The following is a 23,832-nucleotide window of genomic DNA, read 5'->3' on the forward strand; positions in this document are numbered from 1 at the left end:
CCGGCCAGTATGTACAGGATCACTCGAAGGTGTAGGGAGGGCCTGCCTTGCTGATCACGTCGTTGTAGTCGCGGAAGATCTGCACGACCTTCTGGTGCACTTCGCCTTCTTCGGCGATTTCATCCCAGAAGGTGACGGCGGCCTCTTCGACCGTCTTCCACTCGGATTGCGGGATCGAGCGCAGCTGCAGCTTGTCGCCCTGCGCGCGCAGGCGCGCCTCGCCGCCCCAATACCACTGGTTGCGATAGGTGTGGCTGGCCTCGATCCCGGCCATGACGATCTGCTTGAGGTGGTCGGGCAGATCCGCCCATTGCTGCGGATTGACGAAGAACGAGCCGATCCACGCACCCGAGATGTTGTTGGTCAGGAAGTAGTCGGTGACGTCCGCCCAGCCCACCGTGTAATCCTCGGTGATGCCCGACCAGGCCATGCCATCGAGCTCGCCGGTCTGCACGGCAACCTCGGCATCTTCGTAGGGGATGCTGACCGGCACGACGCCGAACTGCGACAGGAACCGGCCCGCCGTTGGGAAGGTATAAAGACGCAGGCCATCCAGGTCGGCCAGCGACGTGATTTCCTTGGTGGTGTTGAAGTTGCACGGATCCTGCCCGGCAGCGGACAGCCACTTGACGCCGACCTTCTCGTATTCCGCGTCCCAGATATCGGCGAGGCCATACTGGTTGAAGAGGACAGGCACGTCCAGGATGTGCTTGGTTGCCAGCGGGAAGTACCCGCCGAACCGCTGCAGCGGCGTGGGCGACGCCATCGAGTCGTCATCCGAATGCACACCGTCGATGGTGCCGCGCTGAAGGGCCTGGAAAAGCTCGCCGGTGGGCACGATCTGGTCCGCGTAGAACAGCTCGATCTCCATCTCGCCATTGGCGGCGTTGTTGATGTAGTCGATGGCGGGCTTTGTCACATGCTCGCCCAGCGCGGCGCCGGCATAGGTCTGAAAGCGCCATTTGATCGGCGCCTGTGCGCGCACGATGCTGGGGGCGCCCAGCGCGGTCGCGGCAGTGCCGAGACCGGCGGAGGCCAGAAACTTTCTGCGTGTCGTCATTTTTTCTCTCCTTGTTGTGGTCATGTCTTGCCCCGGTGTGCCGGGATTCTGATTGGGCCTAGTTATAGACCAGATCGGGCAGCCACAGCGCGATTTGCGGGAATGCCATCACAGCGATCAGCGCGCCCACCATGACCGCCACGAACGGGATGATCGACCGGTAAATGTCGCGAATCGAAATCTCGGGCGGGGCCATCGCGCGCATCAGGAACAGGTTATAGCCAAAGGGCGGCGTCATGTAGGCAATCTGGCAGGTGATCGTGTAAAGCACGCCGTACCAGATCAGATCAAAGCCCAGCTCGCCCACCAGCGGCACGTAAAGCGGCGCCACGATGACCAGCATGGCCGTATCATCGAGGAACGTGCCCATCACGATGAAGCTGAGCTGCATCAGGATCAGGATCACCCAAGGCGACAGGCCCCACTGCGTGGTAAAGAGGTCCGAGATCGCCTTGACCGCACCCAGCCCGTCGAAGATGGCGCCAAAGCCCAGCGCGGCGAGGATGATCCACATGAACATGCAGGAGATCCCCAGCGTATTGCGCACTGAGTTCTCAAAGACCTCGCGCGTCATCCGACCCTTCAGCACGGCGGCAAGGAAGGCCGCCATCGCGCCGATGGCGCTGCTTTCCACGAGGCTGGTCCAGCCCTTGACGAAAGGCACCATCATCACCGCGAAGATCACCAGCGGCAGAAGGCCCGCGCGCAAGAGGCGCAGTTTCTCGCGGGTGCTGACATTGCGCTCTTCCTCGGGCAGGACCGGGCCCAGATGTGGCTGCATCCGGCAGCGCACATAGATGTAGATGATGAACATCGTCGCCATCATCAGGCCGGGGATCACACCCGCCAGCCACAACTGCCCAACGGGCTGGCGCGCGATCATTGCGTACAGGACCAGCACGACCGAGGGCGGCACGAGGATGCCGAGGGACGAGCCCGCCTGGATGACCCCCGTCACCATGATCTTGTCATAGCCACGTTTCAGCAGTTCGGGCAGCGCAATAGTCGCCCCGATGGCCATGCCCGCCACCGACAGCCCGTTCATGGCAGAGATGAGAACCATCAGGCCGATCGTGCCGATGGCAAGGCCCCCGCGCACCGGCCCCATCCACACGTGGAACATCTTGTAGAGGTCATCGGCGATGCGGCTCTCGCTGAGCACATAGCCCATGAAGATGAACATCGGCAGCGTCAGCAGCGGATACCACTTCATCAGCTTCATCGCGGCCGAGAACGGCATATCCGCCCCGCCCGTGCCCCAAAGCAGCATGCCCCCGGCCGCCGCGACAAAGCCGATGGCGCCGAAGACGCGCTGGCCGGTCAGCAGCATCAGCATCATCGTGCTGAACATCAGGATGGCGATCATTTCGTATGGCATCAGAGTTCCACCCCGCGGATACGGCCGATATCGCGGAAAAATTCAGCCAGCACCTGAAGGATCATCAGGGTGACACCCAAGATCATGATCGCCTTGACGGGCCAGATGTAGGGCCGCCACGCCGTCGGGCTGCGCTCCATGAAGCCCATCTGCTCCTTGGCGGCGGCCGGCCCTTCCGTGACGAAGGTAGTGAGAAGGTTCCAGAAGAAGCTGAACGGCTCGCCCTGAAAATGGCCCAGCGAATAGGCGGTTGATCCGATGGCGCCATAGAGAAGCACGCCCAGATAGAACATCAGGAACAGCACGGTGAACGCGTCCATCCACGCCTTCTGCTTGGCCGTCCAGTCGCCGTAAAATAGGTCCATCCGCACGTTCGACCCCATCTGGATCGCGTAAGGCCCGCCCAGAACGTAATAGGCGACCATGACGAATTGCGCCGTCTCTAGCGTCCACAGCGTCGGGTCGAAGAAGGTCTTGGAGACCGAGGACCAGATCAGCACGCCGACCAGCGCAAAGATCAGATACATCGCGATGCGCCCGACAAAGCGGTTCATCGCGTCGATCCCGCGGACATAGCCGCGAATGAGGCTAGGCATGGGCGGCCCCTTGGGTTTGCAGGCCCAGATGGATCAGCGCGGGCGTGATCATGGCGGCAAGCTCGTCGCCGATGGCGGCCACTTGCGCGGGTGTCTGCAGCAGGTCGTTGCGCACCTCGATCATCACGTTGGGCAGGCCATGGGCCAGCCCGTGGATCTGCAGTGAATGGGTCACGCCATCCTCGGGGCCGTAGGGGCGGTTGCGGTGTGTGATACGGTGCGAAAGCTTGGCCGCGGCCTTCAGCATCGCATCGGCCAGCGCAGTGTCGGTGTCATGCAAGATGCCGATCTCGGTCTCGCGCATCTCGCCGTAATAGACGGGCGTGAAACTGTGCACGGTGAGCAGCGCCGTGGGCTGGCCGCGCGCGGCGCGCTCCTCGATCTGCGCGGTGACGGCCTCGCAGAAGGGGCGGTAGATCGCATCCGTTCGCACATCGCGCTGGGCCTGTGTGAGGCCAACGTTGCCGGGCACTTCGATCACTTCGGATTTCTCCGGCATGGCCGATGCGGCCTCGGGCGGGCGGTTGCAGTCATAGACCAGCCGCGACACGGTGCTGGCCACAAGCGTTCCGTTTAACTGGCGCATCAGGTTCAGGGCCAGATCGCGCGCGCCTGGATCCCACGCAGCATGGCTGATCGCCGCCTCGTCTGACAGGCCAAGGCCGTCATACTCTGCAGGGATACGGTGCGATGCATGCTCGCAAAGGATCAGCGCGGCACCGGCCCCGCCCTCGTCGATCACTTCGACCACGTCCTGATCCTGCGACTGGCCTGATATATCGCCGGTCATCACATCCCCCTTGCGTCTGAAAAATTGTTTTCACGCACGAGATTTTCTGTCAATATCTTTCCAGTCAGAAATTTGCGTCCCGCCCCTTTTGCCTCTTCTCTATGCAAGGCCCGGCACATGAACGATCCGGCCCCGATCCATCACAAGAGCGTCCGCGAAGCGATCCGCACCCACTATGCGGCCCTCACGGCATCCGAGCGCAAATTCGCGCAGGCTCTTCTGGACAACTATCCCGCCGCCGGGCTTGCCTCGATCACCATCGCCGCGGCCAATGCCGATGTGTCCACCCCCACGCTGGCGCGCCTCGTGCAAAAGCTGGGCTTCAAGGGCTATCCGCAGTTCCAGCAGGCCCTCCTGGCCGAGCTTGAGGCCAAGGCGTCCGGCCCCACGCAGCGGCGCGACCAATGGGCGAGCGACGTGCCGGAATCGCACCTGCTGAACCGCTTTGCCACCGCCGTCGGCGACAATATCCAGCAGACGCTGGCCAATATCGACAGCAGCCAATTCGATGCCGCCGCGCGATTGCTGGCCGATACGGACCGGCGGCTATATGTGGTTGGTGGGCGCATCAGCCGCGCGCTGGCTGATTATGCCTTCACCCATTTTCAGGCGGTACGCCGGCGCATCACGCACATGACCTCCAGCTCGGCCACATGGCCGCACTACGTGCTGGATATGAGCGAGGGCGATGTCCTGCTGCTGTTCGACATGCGCCGCTATGAGACGAACCTCTTGCGCCTCGCCCAGCTGGCCAGTGCGCGGGGCGTGCGGGTCATCCTGATGACAGATCAATGGACCAGCCCGGTGGCCAGCCACGCCGCGCACACCTTCCATTGCTGGACGCAGATCCCCTCGGCCTGGGACAGCAACACGTCGACGATGATGCTGCTCGAGGCGCTGATTGCCGCGGTCCAGGAGGCGAACTGGCCCGAGACGCGCGACCGTTACGAGCGTCTGGATGCCATTTTTGACGCCGCGCGGCTCTTCGAGAAATAGTTCGTTCTAGTCGGCGCGCAGATTGTCCAGCGCATCGTCGCGCGCCTGCTCGAGCGCGGCGATAGGCATGCCGCTGCGGGACATGACCCGAAGGCCCGCATAGACGGCCAGCGTCATCTGCGCCCGGCGCTGCGCGACATTGCGCGGCATGATTTCAGCCAGAGTATTCTCCAGCGCACTCGCCAACTTGGCGTAACAGCGTTGCACGACCCGCGCGGTCTCGGGGTCCAGCGCGGCCCGGTCGGCAGAGGCGTTGCACAGGAAACAACCGCGCGCGTCGCCCGCATCGCGCCGCGCGGCGATGGGCGCGTCCAGAAAGGCGGCCACCCTCTCGAGCGGGGCGCCGTCGCCGGATCGCAGCATCTCGGCACCCGCATCCACCATCTGAGTCTCGAATGCGGCCAGCGCCCGCAGATACATCGACTGCTTGTTGCCGAACGTCGCGTAAAGGCTGGCCTTGCCTAGGCCGGTCGCCTTGATGATATCGCTCAGGCCGGTCGCCTCATATCCGTGCTCCCAAAAGAGCTGCATGATGGTGGCGAGGGTCTGATCTTCGTCGAACTGGCGCGGCCTCCCGGGGGCGGAGCGCGTGGTGATCGGGTTGTCCATGCCATGCCTCCTTTACCTTTAGGAAAGGTATTCATTCCGGAAACGTGTTCAAGACCATCCAGTCAGAATCCCAATCGTTGAGGGTGTCCCTGACCTGCCGCGGATGCGTGCTATAACGTGCTGCAACAGAGGGCCTTGCGCGGGGGTCAGGCAACGATTGTGGCGCATCGCGCGTTGGGCGGCAAAACATGACGGGAGTCCGAGATGAGCAAATATGAAGTGGACGTCGCCATTCTGGGCGCGGGAACCGCGGGCATGGCGGCCTATCGCGAGGCCGCGAAACGCACCGACAGCATCGCTCTTCTGGACGGTGGCCCTTTGGGAACGACCTGCGCGCGCGTCGGCTGCATGCCGTCCAAGCTGATGATCGCGGCGGCGAATACGGCGCAGGCCGCGCGTGGCACTGACCGCTTTGGCATCTACCTCGACCCGCCCCGCATCGACGGCGCGGCGGTCATGCAACGTCTACGGGACGAGAGGGACCGCTTTGTCGGATTCGTGCTCGACTCGATCGAAGGGTTTCCCGACCGTCATGTCATCCGTGAGAACGCCACGTTCGAGGACGATCACACGCTGAAACTGTCCTCGGGCCGGACCCTGACGGCGCGGGCCATCGTCATTGCCACCGGCATGCGCCCGAATGTCGTGGGGCCACTGGAGGGGCTGGGCGACCGCCTTCATACCAATGAGGATATCTTCGACTGGCACGATCTGCCCCGATCTGCGGCTGTCTTTGGCGCGGGCATCGTGGGGCTGGAACTGGGACAGGCCCTGCACCGCCTTGGCGTGCGCATCCGCCTGTTCGGCCGCGATCACGAGGTTGGTCCGATCAGCGATCCGGAGGTGCGTCGCTATGCCGCCCGAACCTTTGAAGAGGAATTTCCCGTGCATTGGCACGCGGACAGCAAGGTTGAGCGGGATGGCGACGGTGTCATCGTTCGCTGGTCCGACGCAGATGACAAGAACGCACCGCAGCAGGAGGAGCGCTTTCACTATGTGATCGCGGCCACCGGACGGCGGCCGAACATCGACAAGCTGGGGCTGGAAAACACAACGCTGCCGCTGGACGAGCGCGGCACGCCGATCTTCGATTCATTGTCGATGCGGGTCGGCGAAAACCACGTCTTCATGGCGGGAGATGCCAATGCCGATCTGCCCCTTCTGCATGAGGCTGCAGATGAGGGGCGCATTGCCGGCGAGAACGCCGCGCTCATGCCCAACCCATATCGCAATGCACGGCGCACGCCGCTGAGCATCATCTTTTGCGAGCCACAGATCGCCATGGCCGGGGCCAGCCATAGGGAGCTGACCGATTGCGGCGCGGAGTTTGCCACCGGCTCGGTCGATTTTGCGGATCAGGGCCGCGCGCGGGTGATGGGCGTCAATCAGGGTCTGCTGAGACTCTATGCCGATATGGATAGCGGTCGCCTTTTGGGGGCTGAAATGGTCGGTCCCGCGGCCGAGCATATCGGCCATCTGCTAGCCTGGTCGATCGAGAGCGATCTGACTGTGGACCAGATGCTGGCCCGCCCGTTCTACCATCCGACGCTGGAGGAAGGGCTGCGCACGGCGCTGCGCAACACGGCCGAGGCGCTGGGAATGGGACCGCCGCCGCCGCTGCGCAGCATCGATTGCGGCCCCGGATCTTAGCGAAATGCGCCCGGCCTTACGGGGCCGGGCGCATCTGGATCACTCGTCCTCACCGGTCAGCTTGACCGCGACGAAGGTGTAATTGCCACCGCGATAGACGCGCAGCAGCAGTGGCGTCTCGGCATCAGCCGCCGATTTGACGGAGGACTTGAGTGCGTCCAGATCGGCCACCTCATCGCCCGACGCCGCAGTGATGACGTCGCCTGGTTGAAGGCCGGCCCGGGCTGCGGCGCTATCCGGCTGCACGCCGGTAATGGCGACGCCGCTCAGCTCCTCGGGAAGCTCCAGCCGCGCGCGCACCGCCGCATCCAGCGGAGCGATGGACACGCCCAGACGCGGGGTGCCATCGGTCTCGGCTTCAGTCGTGCCCGCATCCGCGATGCTCTGGCTGGGATGCAGGCCGATCTCGACGGTCAGCTCCTGCTCGCTGCCATCGCGCAGGACGGTCAGCACCGCGTCCGAGCCAACCTCCAGATCCGCGACGGCCAGCGACAGATCGCGCGGCCCTTCGACAGGAGCGCCGGCCAGCGACAGGATCACATCACCCGGCTGCAGGCCCGCCTTTTCAGCCGGACTGTCGCGCGTGACCGAAGAGACCAGCGTGCCTTCGGCAGCGTCCAGATCCAGCGCGCTTGCGATATCCTCGGTCACCGGCTGAATGCCGACACCCAGCCAGCCACGCTGCACGGCGCCATCATCCTGCAGGTCTGCGACGATCCGCTGCGCCACCGCGGAGGGCACGGCAAAGCCGATCCCGACACTGCCGCCCGACGGCGACACGATGGCGGTATTCACGCCGACGACATCGCCATCGACATTGAAGAGCGGCCCGCCCGAGTTGCCCCGGTTGATCGCGGCATCCGTCTGCAGGAAGTCATCATAGGGACCGGCGTTGATGTTGCGCGACCGCGCCGAGAGGATGCCCGCCGTCACGGTGCCGCCAAGGCCAAAGGGATTGCCGATGGCAACGGTCCAGTCACCAATCTCCAGATCGTCGGACGCGCCCCATTCGACATGGGGCAGCTCTTCGTCGCTCTCGATCTTGAGCAGGGCGATATCCGTGGCAGGGTCCGTTCCGACCAGGGTCGCGTCAAAACGGCGCTCGTCCTCCAGAACCACCTCGATGCCCGAGGCCTGCTCGATCACGTGGTTATTGGTCACGACATAGCCGTCGCCCGTGATGATGAAGCCCGAACCCTGCGCCTGCGCCGGGCCTTGGGGTCCACGCGGGCCGCGAGGTGCGCCGAAGAGGTCGCCCATGCCGGGCGGCAGCTGTGGCTGTGCGCCGCGCTGGGTGGCGGGGGCCTCAACGGTGCTGATGATGCCGACAACGGCGGGCAGCTTTTCCTTGACGATGTCCGAGAAGCTGATGGGTGCGCCGGCAATGGGCGCGGCAGCGGTGTTGGCAGCCTCCTGCTGGGCGACGCCGACCATGGGCACCGACAGCGCGATACCGACGGCCGTGGCCGCGCCGAGCATGTAACGCGGCGATCTTGCGAGCCGGGAAAGTGTAGTCATGTGTGCAATTCCTTCGTGAGTGATGCGCGTCAATTGGGCGCGTCGCCGGTGTGGTTCAACCCGCCGGAGCGGCCGGATGGGTCACATGTCGATCCCATTAGCGTGAGCGATGCGGCACTGCGCCGCGCCGGTTTCGGGCATGAGGTCGGAACGCAGCGCAGGTTTCGGGGGTTGTCCAATCACCGTGCCGATGTCTGTGACGGGCCCGAGCGGCCCGTATCCAAACCCGAAAAGGAGACACCAATGGCCAAATCCGACGACAAGACGCCCGAGCCGAAAGAAACTGAAGCCGGACCCGACATCGCCCCGCACGGGCGCGAGAAAACGATGGAAGAGCATCGCGACCGACGAGAGGGGGAGCCCGCCGCGGCCCCGCTCGAAACCGACGCCGAAAGTGGCGGCGCCTCTGCCGCCTCGAACCTGGCCGAGCGCGAGACGCCGCGGGATCCAGCCGAGCCCTATTTCGAGGGGTCTGCAGAGTTCGGAGCGGACACGCCCAAACCCGGCGCCAGCGGTTGGCTGAAATGGGTGATTGCCGCACTGATTGGCGTCGCGGTGATCTATGCCGTGATGCAGTTCTGATGCTTCAGGGGTGAGGGGGCGTAATTTTGTCCGACGCCCGCTCAGACGCCTTTCCTTGGCGCATCATTTCGGCGCGCAGCAGGGCCGCATTGCGCAGGTTGGCCTTGTAGCCGATATCGAAGAGATCGCCGATCAGCGGTATTGCCCCGATTAAAAGGTCGACCCCGCTATTTGTGGCCATGCGCACCAGCGTCCGCTTGCGCGCGCCATGATGCCAGCCGCGTTGCAGCATCCAGGCCGATGGCAGAAACACCACCGCATCGCCGATGCCAGGAACGAGTCCGATGAGCCCGTCAAGTCCGATGCGGGTGCCGATCACAGGTAGCTTGAACTGCGCGTCCATCAGCCGCGCGACACGGTCGATCCGGTCCAGATCCGCTTCGACGGCGCTGGCACCGGGACGCGCATGCCCCTCGGGCGCCGTGTCGCCGGCCAGCTCGTCAGGATGCCGCACGGCCGGGGCCCCGCGATGCAATGATGTAGACGGCATGAACGATACCGGGCAGGTAGCCTAGAATTGTCAGCAGGATGTTGATCCAGAAATGCTTGCCCAGCCCTTCCTGAAGGAACACTCCCAGAGGGGGCAGGAAAATGGCGATGACGATACGTATGAAATCCATGAAAGGCTCCCGTCGATCCGTGTGATGCGGCGCCAAGCCGCCTTTGGGTCAACGCGCGGCAGGGGCCATTGTTCCCCCACAGCATACATCATCAAACGCAACTTCGATCAGGCGCTGCAAACGCGAAAGATGGCGCGCAGGTTCCGCGAAGAATCTGCATTTTTCTTTGAAACTTACGTCCCTGCCGAGCGCTTGTCCCACCATGAAGCAGGCATGTCCTGCACCGAAGTTAAGAGGAGCAATTCGCATGAAACGCTTTATGATGACAACCGCACTCGTGATGGCAACCGCAACCGCCCCCGGCGCCCTTATGGCTGCCAGCGACGATGCGTCCATGGAAACCGCGTCAATGTTCGAGGCACAGTCGCCAGCAGGTGAAACGATGGACATGAAGGCGTCCAACCTGATCGGTCACCGCATCTACATTCCCGAAAACGGTGGCGATATGAGCGCTATTGGCGAGATCACCGATGCCCCGGACAACTGGCGCATGGCCGGCGAGATCGATGACGTGATCATCGGCAAGGACGGCAGCGTGCAGGACGTCCTGATCGACGCTGGTGGATTCCTCGGCATGGGTGAAAACCAGCGCCGCGTTGCACTGGACACCATTCGCTTCCAGCCTGACGCCGACGATGAGGGCGAATTCTTTGCTATCTATACCGGCGACCGCCAAATGCTGGAGGAGACTGAAAACTATGACGAAGCCGCATCGAACGAGATGGGCGAGTCGCTGGGCACAAGCACATGGTCTGATTACGGCGCCGATGACGCCGAGATGCAGACAGTGGCCTATGACGACATGACCACCGAAGAGCTGCTGGGCACCACCGTCTACGGCAGCAATGACGAGTGGGTCGGCGAGATCAGCGAGCTGGCACTGGGCGATGACGGCAACGTCTCGGCGGTGATCCTCGACATCGGCGGATTCCTGGGTCTGGGCGAGCGTGCCGTTTCCATGCCGATGGACCAGGTCGAGCTGCGCCGGATGGGCGATGATGGCGACGTGAGCGCCTATGTCTCGGCCACCGAGGAAGAGTTGGAGAACATGGAAGAGTGGACCGGCGACCAGTCGTAAACTCTGACATTACCTACGCGAAAGGGCGGGCCGATCGGCCTGCCCTTTTTTATGCGCATGGCAATGTTACGAAGCGGTCGTCGATGCCTCGCGCGCCGCTGCCAGTTGCGCATTGCGCGTGCCCAGCGCGATCAGGATCGCGCCCCATGTCACCAGGTCGATCCCTAATAGAACGCCGGGCACCCAGGCCGCGCTGAAGGGCAGACCGCTGATCAACATCACGACCAGGATCACCGACAGGGCACCGCCTGCGATCATCCAGCCGCCACCGCCGCCATGCTGCAACATGCGGATGCCGTAATAGAGACGCAGCGCGCCGCTAACCGCAAAGAATGCGATGATCAGCGCGGTAATGGTGAGCAGTCCGACCATGGGCTGCACCAGGATCATCAGGCCGATCAGTACTGACAAAGCCGCCGTGAGGGCCGCGGCCACCATGTGCCAGCCATGCCGCCGCCGGAAGGCCGCGATGATGCCGACGACGCCGCTGGCAATCAAAACCCATGCGGCCACCAAGGCCACGGTGACCGAGGCAAAGAGCGGCATCGCGATGGCCAGAACGCCGCCGATGACGGTGACGATGCCGATGATCAGCAGCAGCCATTTGTTATGCGCGGCCTCCTGTCCGGCGGCATAGGCGGCCTCGGATGTGGGGCTGTCGGGCATGGCAGGGCCGCCGGACGCGGGGTGAGACGGTTCGGTCATGATCAATCCTTTCGTTTCTGGACAGGTGGCGCGGTAGCGGATCACACCATCGCGTCAGGGATACCTGGCAGGCGACGCCCGAATTCCTTGGCCGGGCGCACGTCATAAGGCACGAGGAAGCCTTGCCGATCCTCCGGCGTGACCTCGGCGTTGCGCCTGGCGCGTTCGGCCCAGAGGGCGACGGCACTTTCGGGGGCGTAGAATTCGGGGCCCGCATCCTTGCCCAGCCAGTGCCGGAAAATGCGGTCGCGCAGATGCATCACCTGCTCGGTATCGCTCAGCATGACGCCCGCCTCGGTATCCCAGTTCAGCGACCGTCCATTCAGGTTGGCCGACGAGACGATGGCGCGGTCGCAATCGAAGATCGAGACCTTGGAATGCACATAGATGATGGGCGAGCCGCAGAGCGTATCGCGCTCGCCCGTATCCAGCGCCTTGGGGCGCACCGGCGAGCAGATGGTCATGCGCGGCCCGAAGGCGTCCTGCAGCATGCTGACGCATTTGGCCTGCAGGAATTCGCCAAACCGCGCGTCCGATCCCGTGGCCCCGTCGAAGGCGACGGATTCCGGCGCACCCGGCACGACGACGATCAGCATCAGCGCCGGATTGTCCGAAGCTGCCTGCGCCAGCCGTTTGCACAACGGGCGGTCGCGCAGGAATTGCGTCTCAAGATAGATCAGTCCGCGGGCGCGATGGATCATGCGGTGGTGATCGTCCGATATCGTATGCACCAGAGGTTTCGGGCTGAGGAACGGCCAGTCATGCTTGCGCTTGCGTGACAAGGTGCGCAGCAGCCGCCCCTCGGCCGTCGGCGGCTTGATCCCGGCGACGACGTCCAGAAATTCCTTCAGGTGGCTTTGCACATCGCGTGCGATCGGGCCGGTGCAGCGCAATTGCACATCCTGCCATGTCTCTTCGCGGTCGCGGCTATGGCTCTTGTCGTCATAGCGCCGCTCATTCAGGTCCAGCCCGCCGACATAGGCGACGCGGCGGTCGATCACACAGATCTTCTGGTGATGCGTGCCGGGAATCAGGCGCGGAATGGGCCATTTGCGCGCGGCATATTTGCCGTCCCGCTGGCACAGCATGGGGCGCAGGCCGGGGCTGCATTCCAGGATGCGGTCGGCCTCCGACCGGCTCATGTGGTTCAGTTTGGAGGCTGTCTTGCCCACCTCCTTGATCAGGCGCGGCCACAGCGCGATACGTGGCAGGATGCCGACATTGGCGGAATGCGCGGCGTTCGTCACAGTCAGATCAGCATCTCCGCCAGCCAGCTCGCGGGCCGCGACAAAGGCGCGCCGCGCCTTCCACGACCGATAATGCAGATCGGGCGTCAGCACGGCGTCGAAATCGGAAATGACGAAGTTGAGGCGCACCCCGCGCCGCATCACATGCACCAGCAGATCGAACCAGTCATGCCCGATGGCCTGCCCTTCCTCGCTGCGCAGCTTGGTCGCCAGATCGAAAACGCGGTAACCGGCCCAGATCTCGGACTTGGCAGACAGAAAATCCCGCTCCATGGCGGGATAGACTTCCTGTGCGGTGATCATGACTTTGGCTTCGGCCACGTCATCCCCATCTGTCTGATCGTTGCTCAAATCCTGCCCACCCGAAAATACCGTTGGCCTGTGATGCGTGCTTCATGACGTGGGTCAACTCCCGGAAAGTGCCGGGAGTTCCGTTTGGAACGGGCAGGCGCGGCGCGTCGCGATCACTCGGCGGGCGGCTTGTCCTGATCCTGCAGCTTGCGCAGCAGCTCGGCCATTTCGGGCGGCATGTCTTGCGGTTCGGCTTCGCGGTAGGCGCGTTTCAGGTTTTTGGCTACAGGATTCATAACAGGTTCGCTCGCTTTTAAGTTTGCCTCGTCCACTCCGTTCTTGTGGTCGTGTCTGATGCCCTTCGTCATGCTCAGGACGGTGGCTCAACACGAGCAGACGCGAGAGGTTCCCGATAAATTCACCTCTCAGCCACAGAATGTTGCAGAAATGTCGAAACAATCTGTTAACGGCTGCAGCAGCGTGCGTTTCCGCAGGCCGGAACCTCCTCGGTGAAGGGGCGTTGCTCTCAGGTATGACGCGAACCTGCATGGCAGAAAACGCCGAAGGAAGGGCCACCGGCATGACTGACGAGACGGCAAACGGCGGACGGCCCGATACCCCCAGCTGGACCAACCGCCTGTCTAACAGCAAGGTCGGCCTTGCCCTTCTGTCTTTCGCCGAAAGCACCGTTCTGCCCATCCCTCTAGAGGCCATCGTCGTGCCGCTCATGGTGGGCCACCCGCGCCGGGCGCTCCGCATTGCGCTGATCATCTGGCTGGGCTGTCTTGCCGGGGCGAGCCTTTTCTATTTCGTCGGCTATCTTCTGGCCGATCCGGTGGTGATCCCGGTGCTGCAAATGCTGGGCCTCGACGAGAGCTTTGACGAAATGGCGCAGAGGCTTTCGGGTGATGGGCTCTTCTGGTCGGTCTTTTTGGTGTCCTTGCTGCCCGCGCCACTGCAGCTGGCCACCTTGGGCGCGGGCACCATCGGCGGCAACTTCCTGGTCTTTTTCGGCGCCATTCTGCTGTCGCGCGGTCTGCGTTACTTCGGCATGGCCATCCTGGCGCAGTTCGTAGGCGAGCGGATTGCCCAATGGAACATCCCCAAGCGCTACCTCGTGCCCGGCCTCGGCGCGGTACTGCTGGTGATTTGGGGGATTGCCCAGCTCTTTGGCGGGTCCTGACTGCGCCATGACAGCGCTATACATCGGCGGCACAAGGGTATAGACCGCGCAACTTGTGGCGCCCGCCCCCGGCGCGCCCACCCATGACAAAGCAGAAATCCAGACCCGTGAAACAAGCCCTCGCCGATGCCATCAAAGCCCGTGGATACACCACGCTCACCCCCGTTCAGGAGGCCGTGACGAACCCGGACCTGACGGGCGCCGACATGCTGGTGTCGGCCCAGACCGGTTCGGGCAAGACGCTGGGTTTTGGCCTCGCCATCGCGCCCACCCTGCTGGACGAGGCCGAGGTTTTCGATGCCGCCGGCGCACCCCTGGCCCTGGTCATCGCGCCAACGCGCGAGTTGGCCCTTCAGGTCAAGCGCGAGCTGTCGTGGCTCTATGCCGGGGCGAACGCGATCCTTGCCTCCTGCGTCGGCGGGATGGACATGCGTGATGAAAAGCGCGCGTTGCAGCGCGGCGCGCATATCGTCGTCGCCACGCCGGGCCGCCTGCGCGATCACATCATGCGCGGCTCGATCAACCTTGGCTCCTTGCGCGCCGTGGTTCTGGACGAGGCGGACGAGATGCTGGATCTGGGGTTCCGCGAGGATCTGGAGTTCATTCTGGGTGAGGCGCCCGAGACGCGCCAGACGCTGCTTTTTTCGGCCACCGTGCCCGCCGCCATTGCCAAGCTGGCAGAGGGCTATCAGCAGGACGCCGTGCGTGTCAGCACGGCCAGCGCGGAAAAGGGCCAGCACGCGGACATCGAATACCGCGCGATGAACGTCTCGCCCCGCGATGGCGAGAACGCGATCATCAACGTCCTACGCTTTTACGAGGCGCCCAACGCCATCGTTTTCTGCAACACCCGCGCCATGGTCGCCCGCCTGACCACGCGCCTCTCGAATCGCGGCTTTGCCGTTGTCGCCCTCTCGGGCGAGTTGTCGCAGTCCGAGCGCACCCATGCCTTGCAGGCGATGCGCGACGGGCGCGCCCGCGTCTGCGTGGCGACCGATGTGGCAGCTAGAGGCATCGACCTTCCCAATCTCGATCTGGTGGTTCATGCCGAACTGCCCGGCAGCCACGAAACATTGCTCCACCGTTCGGGCCGCACTGGCCGCGCCGGGCGCAAGGGCGTCAGCGCGCTCATAGTGCCGCCTGTAGCCCGCAAGAAGGCCGAGCGTATCCTCAACTGGGCCAAGCTGCGCGCCGAATGGGGTCCAGCCCCCTCCGCTGACGAGGTCACCGCCAAGGACGAGGAGCGGATGCTGGGCGACGAGGCATGGTCCGAGGCCATCACTGAAAGCGAAACGCCCGCCGTCGCCAAACTGCTCGAGCGGTTCTCGCCCGAGCAGATCGCCGCCGCTTACCTGCGCTTCTACCATGCCCGTCATTCCGCCCCCGAGGATCTGGGCGATCCGGGCGAGAAGCCCGCGCCGCGCGCCGCCTTCGGCCCCTCGGTCTGGTTCTCCATTTCCGGTGGCCGCGCCAAGGGCGCCGAGCCGCGCCGCCTTCTGCCGATGCTCTGCAAGGCGGGCGGTATAACGCGCGAGGATATCGGCGCGATCCGCGTCGGCGACGATGAGAGCTATGTCGAGCTGCGCAAGCCCGCCGTCGCAGGATTCAAGGCCGCAATCGGCGACGCGATGCGCGTCGAGGATGGCGCCGAGGTGAAGGAGCTGAGCCAGCCCCCTGCGATCGCGCAGCGCAAGGGCGGCCCCGCAGGCAAGATGCATTCAGGGCCGAAACCCGAATGGAAGAAACCCGCGCCCAAATCTCCGCCCCCGCCCAGCCAGATGGACGATCTGCCCCCGATTCAGCCGCAGGCCGAGGCACCCGAGCGCAAGCCGCGAACCAAGTCCAGCGCGCCGTCCAGCAAGCCGGTGCAGTATGATGACGCGCCCGCGCCCCGCTATAAAAAGCCGAAGGGCGACGCGCCCTCCAAGCCCCACCGCAAGGGGCCGAAGCCTGATTATTCCCGTGACGGTGCGGTGACGGCGGCAGGCGATAAGCCGAAATACAAGGGCAAGACCGGGGGCTTTGCCAAGTCCACCGGACCCGGCGGTGCGCCCGCCGTGGGCAAGCCGAACAGCAAGAAGAACCGCGCCCGCGCCGCCGCCAAGGCCGCCGAGGGCTATAGCAGTAAACCCGGCGCCGCGCCCAAGCCCACTGGCAAACCCAGCGGCAAACCAGGGGGCAAGACCTTTGCCAAGCCAAGCGATAAACCCGGTGGCAAGCCGGGCGCAAAACCCTTCGGCAAGCCGCGCAGCGGCGGCCCAAAGGGCGGCAAAGACTAGGCCGGTATCGCCGCCTTCACCGTCTCGCGCCAGCCGGGGTGAACCCATGGCCTTTGGTTCGAGGCAGGCAGGGGGGGCTTGCCCAGGATATGATCGGCCGCCTTCTCGCCGGTCATGATGCTGGGTGCGTTCAGGTTGCCATTGGTGATACGCGGGAAAATCGAGCTGTCGGCGACGCGTAGCCCGTCGACGCCGATCACCCTGCACTCGGCGTCAACGACCGCCTGGGGATCGTCCAGCGCCCCCATCTTGCAGGTGCCGCAAGGGTGATAGGCGCTCTCGGCATGCTCGGCGATGAAGGCATCGAGGTCGACATCCGATTGCACCGCCTCGCCCGGTTGGATTTCCTTGCCGCGATAGGGATCGAAGGCCGCCTGCCCGAAGATCTCGCGTGTCAGGCGGATGCAGTGCCGGAAATCCTCCCAATCGCTGTCATGGGACATGTAGTTGAAGGCGATTTTCGGCGCCGCCATCGGATCGGACGACCCAAGGCTGACCCGCCCGCGCGACTTGGATCGCATCGGGCCGACATGGGCCTGGTAGCCATGCCCCTCGGCCGCCGCTTGACCGTCATACCTTACCGCCATTGGCAGGAAATGATACTGGATGTCGGGATAGTCGACGCCGGGTTTCGAGCGCAGGAAGGCCGCGCTCTCGAACTGGTTCGATGCGCCTAGCCCGCTTTTCCCGAAAAGCCATTGCGCCCCGATCATCCCTTTGGACCAGACGTTCCAGTGCTTGAAAAGCGTGATCGGCTGGATGCAGGCCTGCTGGATGTAAAGCTCCAGATGATCCTGCAGGTTGCCGCCCACGCCAGGCCGGTCGGCCACAACGTCGATCCCATGTTCGGCGAGATGCGCGGCGGGGCCGATCCCTGACAGCATCAGGATCTTGGGCGAGTTGAAGGAGGAGGCCGCCAGCACCACCTCGCGGTTCGCGCGTATCACCTGGATCTGCCCACCCCGCTCGATTTCGACGCCGGTCGCGCGGCCCTCTTCGATGATGACGCGCCGCACAAAGCAGCGGATCATGTCGCAATTCGGCCGCTTCAGCGCCGGCTTCAGATAGGCGCTGGCGGCGGACCAGCGGCGGCCCTTGTAGACCGTCTGCTCCATCGGGCCAAAGCCCTCCTGCTTTTCGCCGTTATAGTCCTCGGTCACCTCGTAGCCGGCTTGTTGGCCGGCCTGTTGAAAGGCGTCGAAGAGCGGATTGTGCCGCGGCCCTCGCGTCACGTGCAGCGGTCCGTCGGTGCCGCGCCACGCCGGATCGCCGCCTTGGCCGCCGTCAGTCCAGTTCTCCATGCGCTTGAAATAGGGAAGGACGCTCGCATAGCCCCAGCCGATCGCGCCGGATTGCTCCCAATGATCGAAATCGCCGGCATGGCCGCGCACATAGACCATCCCATTGATCGAGGAGGAGCCGCCCACGACCTTGCCCCGAGGCGCGGCAAGGCGTCGTCCATTCAGCCGCGCCTCGGGCTCGGAGCGATAGCCCCAGTCATAACGCTTCATGTTCATCGGATAGCTGAGAGCGGCAGGCATCTGGATGAACGGCCCCGCATCGCTGCCGCCATATTCCAGCACCAGCACGCTATGCTTGCCATCCTCGGACAGGCGATACGCCATCGCCGAGCCTGCCGAGCCCGACCCTATGATCACGAAATCCGCCTGCATCGCACTCTCCTGAGCTTCATCTTGGCTCAAATACTTACCAATGGTCAGTTTTATAGTCAAAAGGTAAATATTGTGACTCCCAAGCCGCCGCCCTAGACTGGAAGGAGGCGGAGATGGGCAGGCATATGGCACGTAAAAGCATCGGGGATATCAGGCGGGCAGAGCTGTCCCAGGCGGCCTTCGATGCGTTGGTGCAGCACGGCATCCGGGGCACGACGCTGGACCGGGTGGCCAAGATCGCGGGTGTGTCCAAGGGCGTGGTCCTGCACCATTTCAAGGACAAGGACGCTCTGTTCGAAGGGGTTCAGCGCAAGGCGAACACCGTCCTGCGCGATTGCGTGACCGAGCTTCTGCGCCATGCCGAAACCCCGTTGGAGCGGCTTTATGCGATCATCGTGGGGAACTTTGCGGCGCCCGTTTTCCAGCAGGAGATCTGCCACGCCTGGATCTCGCTTTGCTCGGACGTTCCACATAACGAGCAAAGCCAGCGAATCCAGACCGTGGTACATGCCCGCATGCGCAGCAACCTGATGAGCGCGCTGCGGCCTTTGGGCGTTGCGGACGCGCCGCGCATCGCGTTTCAGTTGCGCACGGTGATGGACGGGATCTGGCTGCGCGCCAGTTTTCAGATCGCGCCCATGACGGGCGCCGATGGCGTGGCTGAGGTCGATTACGCGGCGCGGCACCTGCTGGCGGGCAGCGCGATTGCGCCGACGGACATGGATGCGGCGCTGGCCAAGATGCAGACGCTTGCCAGCCTCATCCTGACCACTCGCGCGTTTCGCGATCAGGCTCTGACCGGCAGTTGAACGGCGCCCAGGGGGCTTTGCCCCCCCCCCGGCGCCCTTCGGGCGCCTCCCCCAGGATATTTTCGGCAAGAAGAATGAGCGGTCTTGGCGTGTTGATTTCCGCTATCGCTTAGGTGCTGAAGCGCATCGCGAGCGTGAACGTGTAGCTGGGCTGATCGAGCAGGCGTGGGGCAGGCGGGAACCGGCGCGCAGATTTGACCGCGCGCAGGGCGGCGGCATCGAGCGCGGCATGACCAGACGTGGTGGCGACCGAGACGGCGCGCAGGCTGCCATCGCGAGCGATAGTGATGCGGACATGCACAGTGCCTTCGGCGCCGCGCGCGGCGGAGGGGTAGCGTTTGCTGCGCTCGATCTTGCTGCGGACCTGCGCGCCCCACTGGGCGACAAGGCTCTGGCGTTGGCCCGCGCTGAGGGTCGCGGCGGCGCTGCTACCGGCCGACCCGGCATTGGCGCTGCCGCCGCTGCCGCTTGCGGTCTGTGCGGCGCTGGATTGCGATTTGGGTTGGCTTGTTTGCGGGGACGTCTTCGCCGGGGTGGGTTTGGGCGGCTGGGCGGGGCGCATGCGCGGCCTGGTGTCCGAGACCTCGGAGCGCGCGGCTGCCGGTGTGGCGGATGAGGTATCCACCTGATCCGGCGTGCTGTCGTCGCTTGGCAGTTGCAGGCCGAGGCCTTGGCTCATCGGGACAGGCCCGGTATCGGGCGCGGGCAGGGTGGGCGCGGTTTCGGCTGCGGGCGCCGGCATGTCCTGTTCCAGCTCCAGCGCCTCGGGCGGGGTTTCCCAGCGGGCGACCATGTCACTGACCTGCGCGGAGGCGGCCTGTAGCGTGACGGTGGCCGCGCCCCCCTGACCGGCGGATTGCGCGCCCTCTGCCTCGGGCCCGAGCGCGGCGAGAGCCAGATGAGCGGCGGCGGCCAGCACGAGAAAGACGGCAAACTCCGCCGCGCGCCTCATTTCGGCACCGTGACAAGCTGGACTTGCGCGAATCCTGCCTCGGCCAGCTGGCCCATCAGACGGGCGAGCGCCGCGCCCGAGGCGGAGCCATCGGCGCGCAGGATCAAGGGGGGCGCGGTGTCGGTGCATGGCCATGGCCCGCCCGCGCAGATCGGCTCGCGCGCGCGGGCGAGTGCGCGGAGTGCGGCGGGGCCTGTAGCATCCTCGAAGGCCAGCGCGCCGTCAGCGCTGAGGTAGAGCGTGAGATCGGCCTCGGCGGGCGCGCCGGCCTCCTGAGCGGTCGGGGGGCTGACATCGATGGGAAAGGGCGGCGCGATCTGGGCCGTCATCAGGAAGAAGATCAGCAGCAGGAATACCACGTTGATCATCGGCACGATGCTGTCCGAGGGCTTGCGGCGGGGCGGGTCGGAAAAACGCATCGTTATTCCACCAGCACCGGCGCGGTGAACCCAGCCTGCGCCAGGCGCTCCATCACATCGACCACGCGCTGAAGCTGGGCGTCCTCCTGGGCGCGCAGGATGATCGTGTCGGAGGGCGCTTCGGTCAAGTCGGTGAGGGCGGGCAGCAGCGCCGTCGCCGCAAGCGGCTGGCCATTGAGACGCAGGCCCTCCGGCAAGATGTCGATCAGGCGGGGCGGGCCTGACCAGGCGGCGCCTGCGCCTTGCCCTGCCGTGTTCAGCGGCAGGGCACCATCGACGCCAAAGCGCGAGGCCAGCATGAAGAACACCAGCAGCAGAAAGACCACGTCGATCATCGGGGTCAGGCTGGGCCTGCGCGTGGGCCTTGGGGTGTCGAAGGCGAACATGTCACTCGGCCGCGCGCGCGAGGGGCGTGTCCTGCGCAGTCGGGCGCAGGAAGATCCGGGTGGCGGCATCCTCCATCTCGCTGCGTAGCCGGTCCACGACGCTTTCGAACCACGCAAGCGCCATTGAGGCCGGAATGGCGACCGCCATGCCCGCCGCCGTGGTCAGCAGCGCCTCCCAGATACCGCCCGCAAGGATGGCCGGATCGGCGCGGCTGCCAGCCTCTTGCAGGGCCTGAAAGGCGGCGATCATGCCCAAGACCGTGCCGAGAAGGCCCAGAAGTGGTGCAATCGCTGCGATCAATTCCAGCGGGCGCAGACCATCGCGGGCGCGCGCGATGAGGCCCCGCGCCACGCGCTCGGTTTCGGCACGCGCGCCTGCATCGTCGAGCGTGCCGTCGCGGCGTGCGGCCATGGCGGTGCGCACCAGCGCGGCGCGGCAGGTGCGGCGCCCCTCAAGATCGGCCAGCGCCTCCGCCTCGCGGCCCTCGGTCCAGATTGCGACGGCTCTTTGCACGCGGCGCCCGCCGCTCCATGCGCCCATCATGGCGAGGCGCCAAGTCTTCCAGAGAATGAGGGCAAGGGCCACAACAGATAGCGCCGAGATCGACCAGATTGCAGGCCCGCCACGCTGGAGAAATGTCAGCGCGTCGGAGGCGCCGCTGGCCGGGGCCGTCTGCGCAGTGATGGCTGGCTCTGCCGCCTCGGGCATCACTGGCGCCTCCGGCGCGGGTGCCATGCCGGAATGGCCGGAGTGATCCTCGGCTGCAGCGCTTGGCGCTGTCGGTGCCTCGACCTGCAGTGACGGGGCGGGCTGGGATGAGCCGGGGGACGTGCCCCCGGTCTCGGCTTCCTGGGCCAGCGCCGCGCCGCAGGGCAGCAGCGCAAGCGCCGCGCAGGCACAGGCCATGCGCAGCGCCCGGCCCCAGGCGCGATCAGAAGGTCGCTTCGAGTTTGACATAGATCGTCCTTCCGGGCTCGTTCACCTGTGTCACCGTCGCGTCGAAGAGGTTCGAGCGGCTGAGGTGATTGGCATAGGTTTCATCGGTCACGTTGTTGATACCGGCCAGCAGCGTTGCCTTGCCCGACAGCGCGTAGCTGCCGAAGAGGTCCAGCGTGGCGTAACCTGGCGTGGTTCCCGGATCGCGGGACGGGTCGATCCGGTCCTGCTCGGTCGCCCAGTTCACACGCGCCCCGCCGCGCCAGCCATCCTGCCCATAGGCGACAGAGATCTGCCCCTGCAGCGGCGGGATCTGCGCCAGCGCCCGGTTGTCCGAGGTATTCTCGCCATAGGTATAGGTGGCGTCGCCCCAGATTTCCCAGTTGCCCTGCGCCCAACCGGCGGCAATCTCGACCCCGGCCAACTGTGCATCGACATTGCGGTAGGTGGTCACGCCCGCGACGCTGAACTGGTCACGCAGGATGAAGTCCTGCACCCAGTCGGCATAGGCTTTGGCATCCAGATACCAGCTGCCCTTGTCGATCTGCACGCCGAGGTCCAGCTGATGATGCTTTTCCGGGTCGATATCGGGATTGCCAACCCAGTTGGGGCGCGCCATCGCCCGCTCGGTCGCGTCCGCTGTCCGGACCGAGCGCGAGAGTGCGGCAAAGATCATGGTGTCGTCGTTCAGGTCATGTTCGAGCCGCAGCAGGCCGCCGACATTATGCTCGTCCCGCGAGGCGTTGAAATCGGTGCCGTATTGCGCGGTGTAGTACGTGTTGGGCGCGGCGCCGAGCGCGGGGGTGACCGCCGCCTTGCCCGCCTTCGCATGCACGTAGTCATAGCGCAGCCCCGCGATCAGCGAGGTCGCCGTGGAAAGCGCCGTCTCAGTCTCGGCATAGATCCCGGTCTGCGCGATGGTCACATCGGGCCACATCAGGAAGGCGGCGCGCGCGGGGTTTTCCGCCTCGAGCAGCGGGATCATGCCCGGCATCCCCATGAAGGCTGTCGCGTTGCGGTTGTTCGACTGGTAGTCGACGCCGATCTTCGCCTCGGTCGCGCCGAAGGTGAAATGCCCTTCCAGCTTGCCGCCGCCCGTATCCGAGGTGGCGGGCACGCGCATCGCCATGGCCCCGACGGGACGCAGCGAATAGTTGTCCATCACGTGATCGACGGTGCTGTAGTAAAGCGTGCCCTCGATCCGGTGCAGCGCGCCCATGGCCACGTCGACCCCGCCGCGCAGGCGATAGGTGTAGGTTTCGTCAAACGGGCTGTCCATGCCCGCGCCGGGAAAGAGGATATCCTCGGCCAGGTCGTATTCGAGGTCAAAGGCCAGATCGATCCCGGTGCCGACATAGCCCAGCGTCACACCGGCGCTGCGCTGATCGTAGGCGCTGCGCACCTCGCGGCCCGAGCCGTCCTCGTAATTGTCGGCCGATTTCACCTCGCCGGCGCCCTGAAGGTAGAGGCCATTGCCCAGATCATAGGTAAACCGCCCGGCCACGTCCTGACCGCCGCCATTGCTGGCAATGCCCGCGCTGACCGCGCCGCTGAACGCCACTTCCTGGTCCAGTTCGGGTGGGTTTCGCTTGAGGATCACCGCCCCGCCTGAGCCGCCGGGGCCGTTTGTGACGGTGGAATAACCCTTTTGCACGATGATCTCATCCGCGCGGTTGAAGGATGCCATCGCCGTCGGCGGGTCCATCCGGTTGGGGCAGGCACCATAGGTGAACGAGCCCGCATCGATCACGTTGATCTGGTTCTGCTGCTGGCCGCGAATGACCAGTTCCAGCCCGTGGCCGCCCATGCGGCCTGCGGTTACGCCGGGCACCTGGCGCAGAATCTCGGCGCCGTCGCTGGCCGGCGCGATAGGTGCCAGCTGCGGGTCCAGTGCGGTGGACATGGGGCCGTCGGCGATGATGTCCCCCTCGATGAGGATCGGATCGAGCGCAATGGTGGTCTCGCTCAGCTCTTGCGCCAAGGCCAGTTCAGAGATCGTGCAGAGCAGAAGAGCATGTGTGCCAAGGCACAGTGGTTTGCGATATGTCATTTGGAATTACCGTCAGAAGTCTGA

The 23,832-nt window shown here is 64.8% G+C and carries 24 protein-coding genes; 7 read left to right on the forward strand and 17 right to left on the reverse strand.

The features are described 5' to 3' along the window. Positions 1-19 precede the first annotated feature (19 nt). Genes ACEWPL_RS10760 through ACEWPL_RS10775 form a run of 4 tightly spaced genes read right to left on the reverse strand, consistent with a single transcriptional unit; the run spans position 20 to position 3,824 of the window. On the reverse strand, positions 20-1,060 hold the full coding sequence (locus ACEWPL_RS10760) for a TRAP transporter substrate-binding protein (RefSeq protein ID WP_393934319.1): 1,041 nt from the start codon (positions 1,058-1,060) through the stop codon (positions 20-22). 58 nt (positions 1,061-1,118) lie between these two features. Continuing rightward, positions 1,119-2,438, reverse strand: a complete 1,320-nt coding sequence (locus tag ACEWPL_RS10765; RefSeq protein WP_393934317.1) for a TRAP transporter large permease — start codon at positions 2,436-2,438, stop codon at positions 1,119-1,121. After that, the gene (locus ACEWPL_RS10770; RefSeq protein WP_393934315.1) at positions 2,438-3,034 is read right to left on the reverse strand and encodes a TRAP transporter small permease subunit; all 597 of its coding nucleotides are present in this window, start codon (positions 3,032-3,034) and stop codon (positions 2,438-2,440) included. Before ACEWPL_RS10770 ends, ACEWPL_RS10765 begins: the two co-directional genes overlap by 1 nt. Then, positions 3,027-3,824, reverse strand: a complete 798-nt coding sequence (locus ACEWPL_RS10775; protein WP_393934313.1) for an N-formylglutamate amidohydrolase — start codon at positions 3,822-3,824, stop codon at positions 3,027-3,029. Before ACEWPL_RS10775 ends, ACEWPL_RS10770 begins: the two co-directional genes overlap by 8 nt. Before the next feature lie 117 nt (positions 3,825-3,941). Between ACEWPL_RS10775 and ACEWPL_RS10780 the strand changes: the two genes are divergently transcribed. After that, positions 3,942-4,820, forward strand: coding sequence for a MurR/RpiR family transcriptional regulator (locus ACEWPL_RS10780; protein WP_393934312.1), 879 nt, complete (start codon positions 3,942-3,944; stop codon positions 4,818-4,820). Positions 4,821-4,826: 6 nt separating this feature from the next. Here the strand turns inward: ACEWPL_RS10780 and ACEWPL_RS10785 are convergent, their stop codons facing one another. Beyond that, on the reverse strand, positions 4,827-5,429 hold the full coding sequence (locus ACEWPL_RS10785) for a TetR/AcrR family transcriptional regulator (protein ID WP_393934310.1): 603 nt from the start codon (positions 5,427-5,429) through the stop codon (positions 4,827-4,829). A gap of 204 nt (positions 5,430-5,633) precedes the next feature. Between ACEWPL_RS10785 and ACEWPL_RS10790 the strand changes: the two genes are divergently transcribed. Beyond that, positions 5,634-7,079 carry a dihydrolipoyl dehydrogenase gene (locus tag ACEWPL_RS10790; RefSeq protein ID WP_393934309.1) on the forward strand — a complete coding sequence of 482 codons (1,446 nt, stop codon included), beginning with the start codon at positions 5,634-5,636 and terminating at the stop codon, positions 7,077-7,079. 39 nt (positions 7,080-7,118) lie between these two features. Here ACEWPL_RS10790 and ACEWPL_RS10795 read toward each other — a convergent pair whose 3' ends face one another. Then, positions 7,119-8,597 (reverse strand): DegQ family serine endoprotease, encoded by a 1,479-nt coding sequence (locus ACEWPL_RS10795; protein WP_393934307.1) that lies wholly within the window; start codon positions 8,595-8,597, stop codon positions 7,119-7,121. Between the two features lie 243 nt (positions 8,598-8,840). Between ACEWPL_RS10795 and ACEWPL_RS10800 the strand changes: the two genes are divergently transcribed. Beyond that, positions 8,841-9,179, forward strand: coding sequence for a hypothetical protein (locus ACEWPL_RS10800; RefSeq protein ID WP_393934306.1), 339 nt, complete (start codon positions 8,841-8,843; stop codon positions 9,177-9,179). Between the two features lie 4 nt (positions 9,180-9,183). Here ACEWPL_RS10800 and ACEWPL_RS10805 read toward each other — a convergent pair whose 3' ends face one another. Both ACEWPL_RS10805 and ACEWPL_RS10810 read right to left on the reverse strand, forming a co-directional pair. Continuing rightward, a complete protein-coding gene (locus tag ACEWPL_RS10805) occupies positions 9,184-9,633 on the reverse strand; it encodes a DUF4112 domain-containing protein (protein ID WP_393934305.1) in 450 nt (149 codons plus the stop codon). Further along, positions 9,620-9,799 carry a YqaE/Pmp3 family membrane protein gene (locus ACEWPL_RS10810; protein ID WP_393934304.1) on the reverse strand — a complete coding sequence of 60 codons (180 nt, stop codon included), beginning with the start codon at positions 9,797-9,799 and terminating at the stop codon, positions 9,620-9,622. The genes ACEWPL_RS10805 and ACEWPL_RS10810 overlap by 14 nt, the downstream gene beginning before the upstream one ends. Before the next feature lie 247 nt (positions 9,800-10,046). On the opposite strand from ACEWPL_RS10810, the gene ACEWPL_RS10815 reads away from it, so the two are divergent. Next, on the forward strand, positions 10,047-10,877 hold the full coding sequence (locus ACEWPL_RS10815; RefSeq protein ID WP_393934303.1) for a PRC-barrel domain-containing protein: 831 nt from the start codon (positions 10,047-10,049) through the stop codon (positions 10,875-10,877). Positions 10,878-10,943: 66 nt separating this feature from the next. On the opposite strand, the gene ACEWPL_RS10820 is transcribed toward ACEWPL_RS10815, so the two are convergent. From ACEWPL_RS10820 to ACEWPL_RS10830, 3 genes are all read right to left on the reverse strand, one after another. Continuing rightward, positions 10,944-11,582: an HdeD family acid-resistance protein gene (locus ACEWPL_RS10820; protein WP_393934301.1), complete on the reverse strand. Its 639-nt coding sequence runs from the start codon at positions 11,580-11,582 to the stop codon at positions 10,944-10,946. Positions 11,583-11,623: 41 nt separating this feature from the next. Then, positions 11,624-13,180: a phospholipase D family protein gene (locus ACEWPL_RS10825; RefSeq protein WP_393934300.1), complete on the reverse strand. Its 1,557-nt coding sequence runs from the start codon at positions 13,178-13,180 to the stop codon at positions 11,624-11,626. A 113-nt stretch (positions 13,181-13,293) separates the two neighbouring features. Continuing rightward, positions 13,294-13,488, reverse strand: coding sequence for a hypothetical protein (locus ACEWPL_RS10830; protein WP_393934299.1), 195 nt, complete (start codon positions 13,486-13,488; stop codon positions 13,294-13,296). Between the two features lie 212 nt (positions 13,489-13,700). Between ACEWPL_RS10830 and ACEWPL_RS10835 the strand changes: the two genes are divergently transcribed. Together ACEWPL_RS10835 and ACEWPL_RS10840 are read left to right on the forward strand one after the other, a co-directional pair. Next, the gene (locus ACEWPL_RS10835; protein WP_393934297.1) at positions 13,701-14,303 is read left to right on the forward strand and encodes a YqaA family protein; all 603 of its coding nucleotides are present in this window, start codon (positions 13,701-13,703) and stop codon (positions 14,301-14,303) included. A gap of 107 nt (positions 14,304-14,410) precedes the next feature. Continuing rightward, positions 14,411-16,582 (forward strand): DEAD/DEAH box helicase, encoded by a 2,172-nt coding sequence (locus ACEWPL_RS10840; protein WP_393934295.1) that lies wholly within the window; start codon positions 14,411-14,413, stop codon positions 16,580-16,582. On the opposite strand, the gene betA is transcribed toward ACEWPL_RS10840, so the two are convergent. After that, the gene (betA, locus tag ACEWPL_RS10845; RefSeq protein WP_393934294.1) at positions 16,579-18,255 is read right to left on the reverse strand and encodes a choline dehydrogenase; all 1,677 of its coding nucleotides are present in this window, start codon (positions 18,253-18,255) and stop codon (positions 16,579-16,581) included. The two genes, ACEWPL_RS10840 and betA, sit on opposite strands and share 4 nt — an antisense overlap. A 125-nt stretch (positions 18,256-18,380) precedes the next feature. On the opposite strand from betA, the gene betI reads away from it, so the two are divergent. Further along, complete coding sequence (betI, locus tag ACEWPL_RS10850; protein WP_393934292.1) at positions 18,381-19,064, forward strand: transcriptional regulator BetI; 684 nt, start codon at positions 18,381-18,383, stop codon at positions 19,062-19,064. 109 nt (positions 19,065-19,173) lie between these two features. Here the strand turns inward: betI and ACEWPL_RS10855 are convergent, their stop codons facing one another. From ACEWPL_RS10855 to ACEWPL_RS10875, 5 genes are read right to left on the reverse strand one after another with little or no spacing between them, the layout of a single operon-like run. Then, positions 19,174-20,016 (reverse strand): energy transducer TonB family protein, encoded by an 843-nt coding sequence (locus ACEWPL_RS10855; RefSeq protein WP_393934291.1) that lies wholly within the window; start codon positions 20,014-20,016, stop codon positions 19,174-19,176. Further along, on the reverse strand, positions 20,013-20,435 hold the full coding sequence (locus ACEWPL_RS10860; protein WP_393934289.1) for an ExbD/TolR family protein: 423 nt from the start codon (positions 20,433-20,435) through the stop codon (positions 20,013-20,015). Before ACEWPL_RS10860 ends, ACEWPL_RS10855 begins: the two co-directional genes overlap by 4 nt. A gap of 2 nt (positions 20,436-20,437) precedes the next feature. After that, the gene (locus ACEWPL_RS10865) at positions 20,438-20,821 is read right to left on the reverse strand and encodes an ExbD/TolR family protein (protein ID WP_393934287.1); all 384 of its coding nucleotides are present in this window, start codon (positions 20,819-20,821) and stop codon (positions 20,438-20,440) included. A gap of 1 nt (position 20,822) precedes the next feature. Continuing rightward, the gene (locus tag ACEWPL_RS10870; protein ID WP_393934286.1) at positions 20,823-21,779 is read right to left on the reverse strand and encodes a MotA/TolQ/ExbB proton channel family protein; all 957 of its coding nucleotides are present in this window, start codon (positions 21,777-21,779) and stop codon (positions 20,823-20,825) included. Continuing rightward, on the reverse strand, positions 21,754-23,808 hold the full coding sequence (locus ACEWPL_RS10875) for a TonB-dependent receptor domain-containing protein (protein WP_393934284.1): 2,055 nt from the start codon (positions 23,806-23,808) through the stop codon (positions 21,754-21,756). Before ACEWPL_RS10875 ends, ACEWPL_RS10870 begins: the two co-directional genes overlap by 26 nt. Between the last annotated feature and the right edge of the window lie 24 nt (positions 23,809-23,832).

It is taken from the genome of Roseovarius roseus (genome assembly GCF_043355935.2).
Taxonomy (GTDB): domain Bacteria; phylum Pseudomonadota; class Alphaproteobacteria; order Rhodobacterales; family Rhodobacteraceae; genus Roseovarius; species Roseovarius roseus.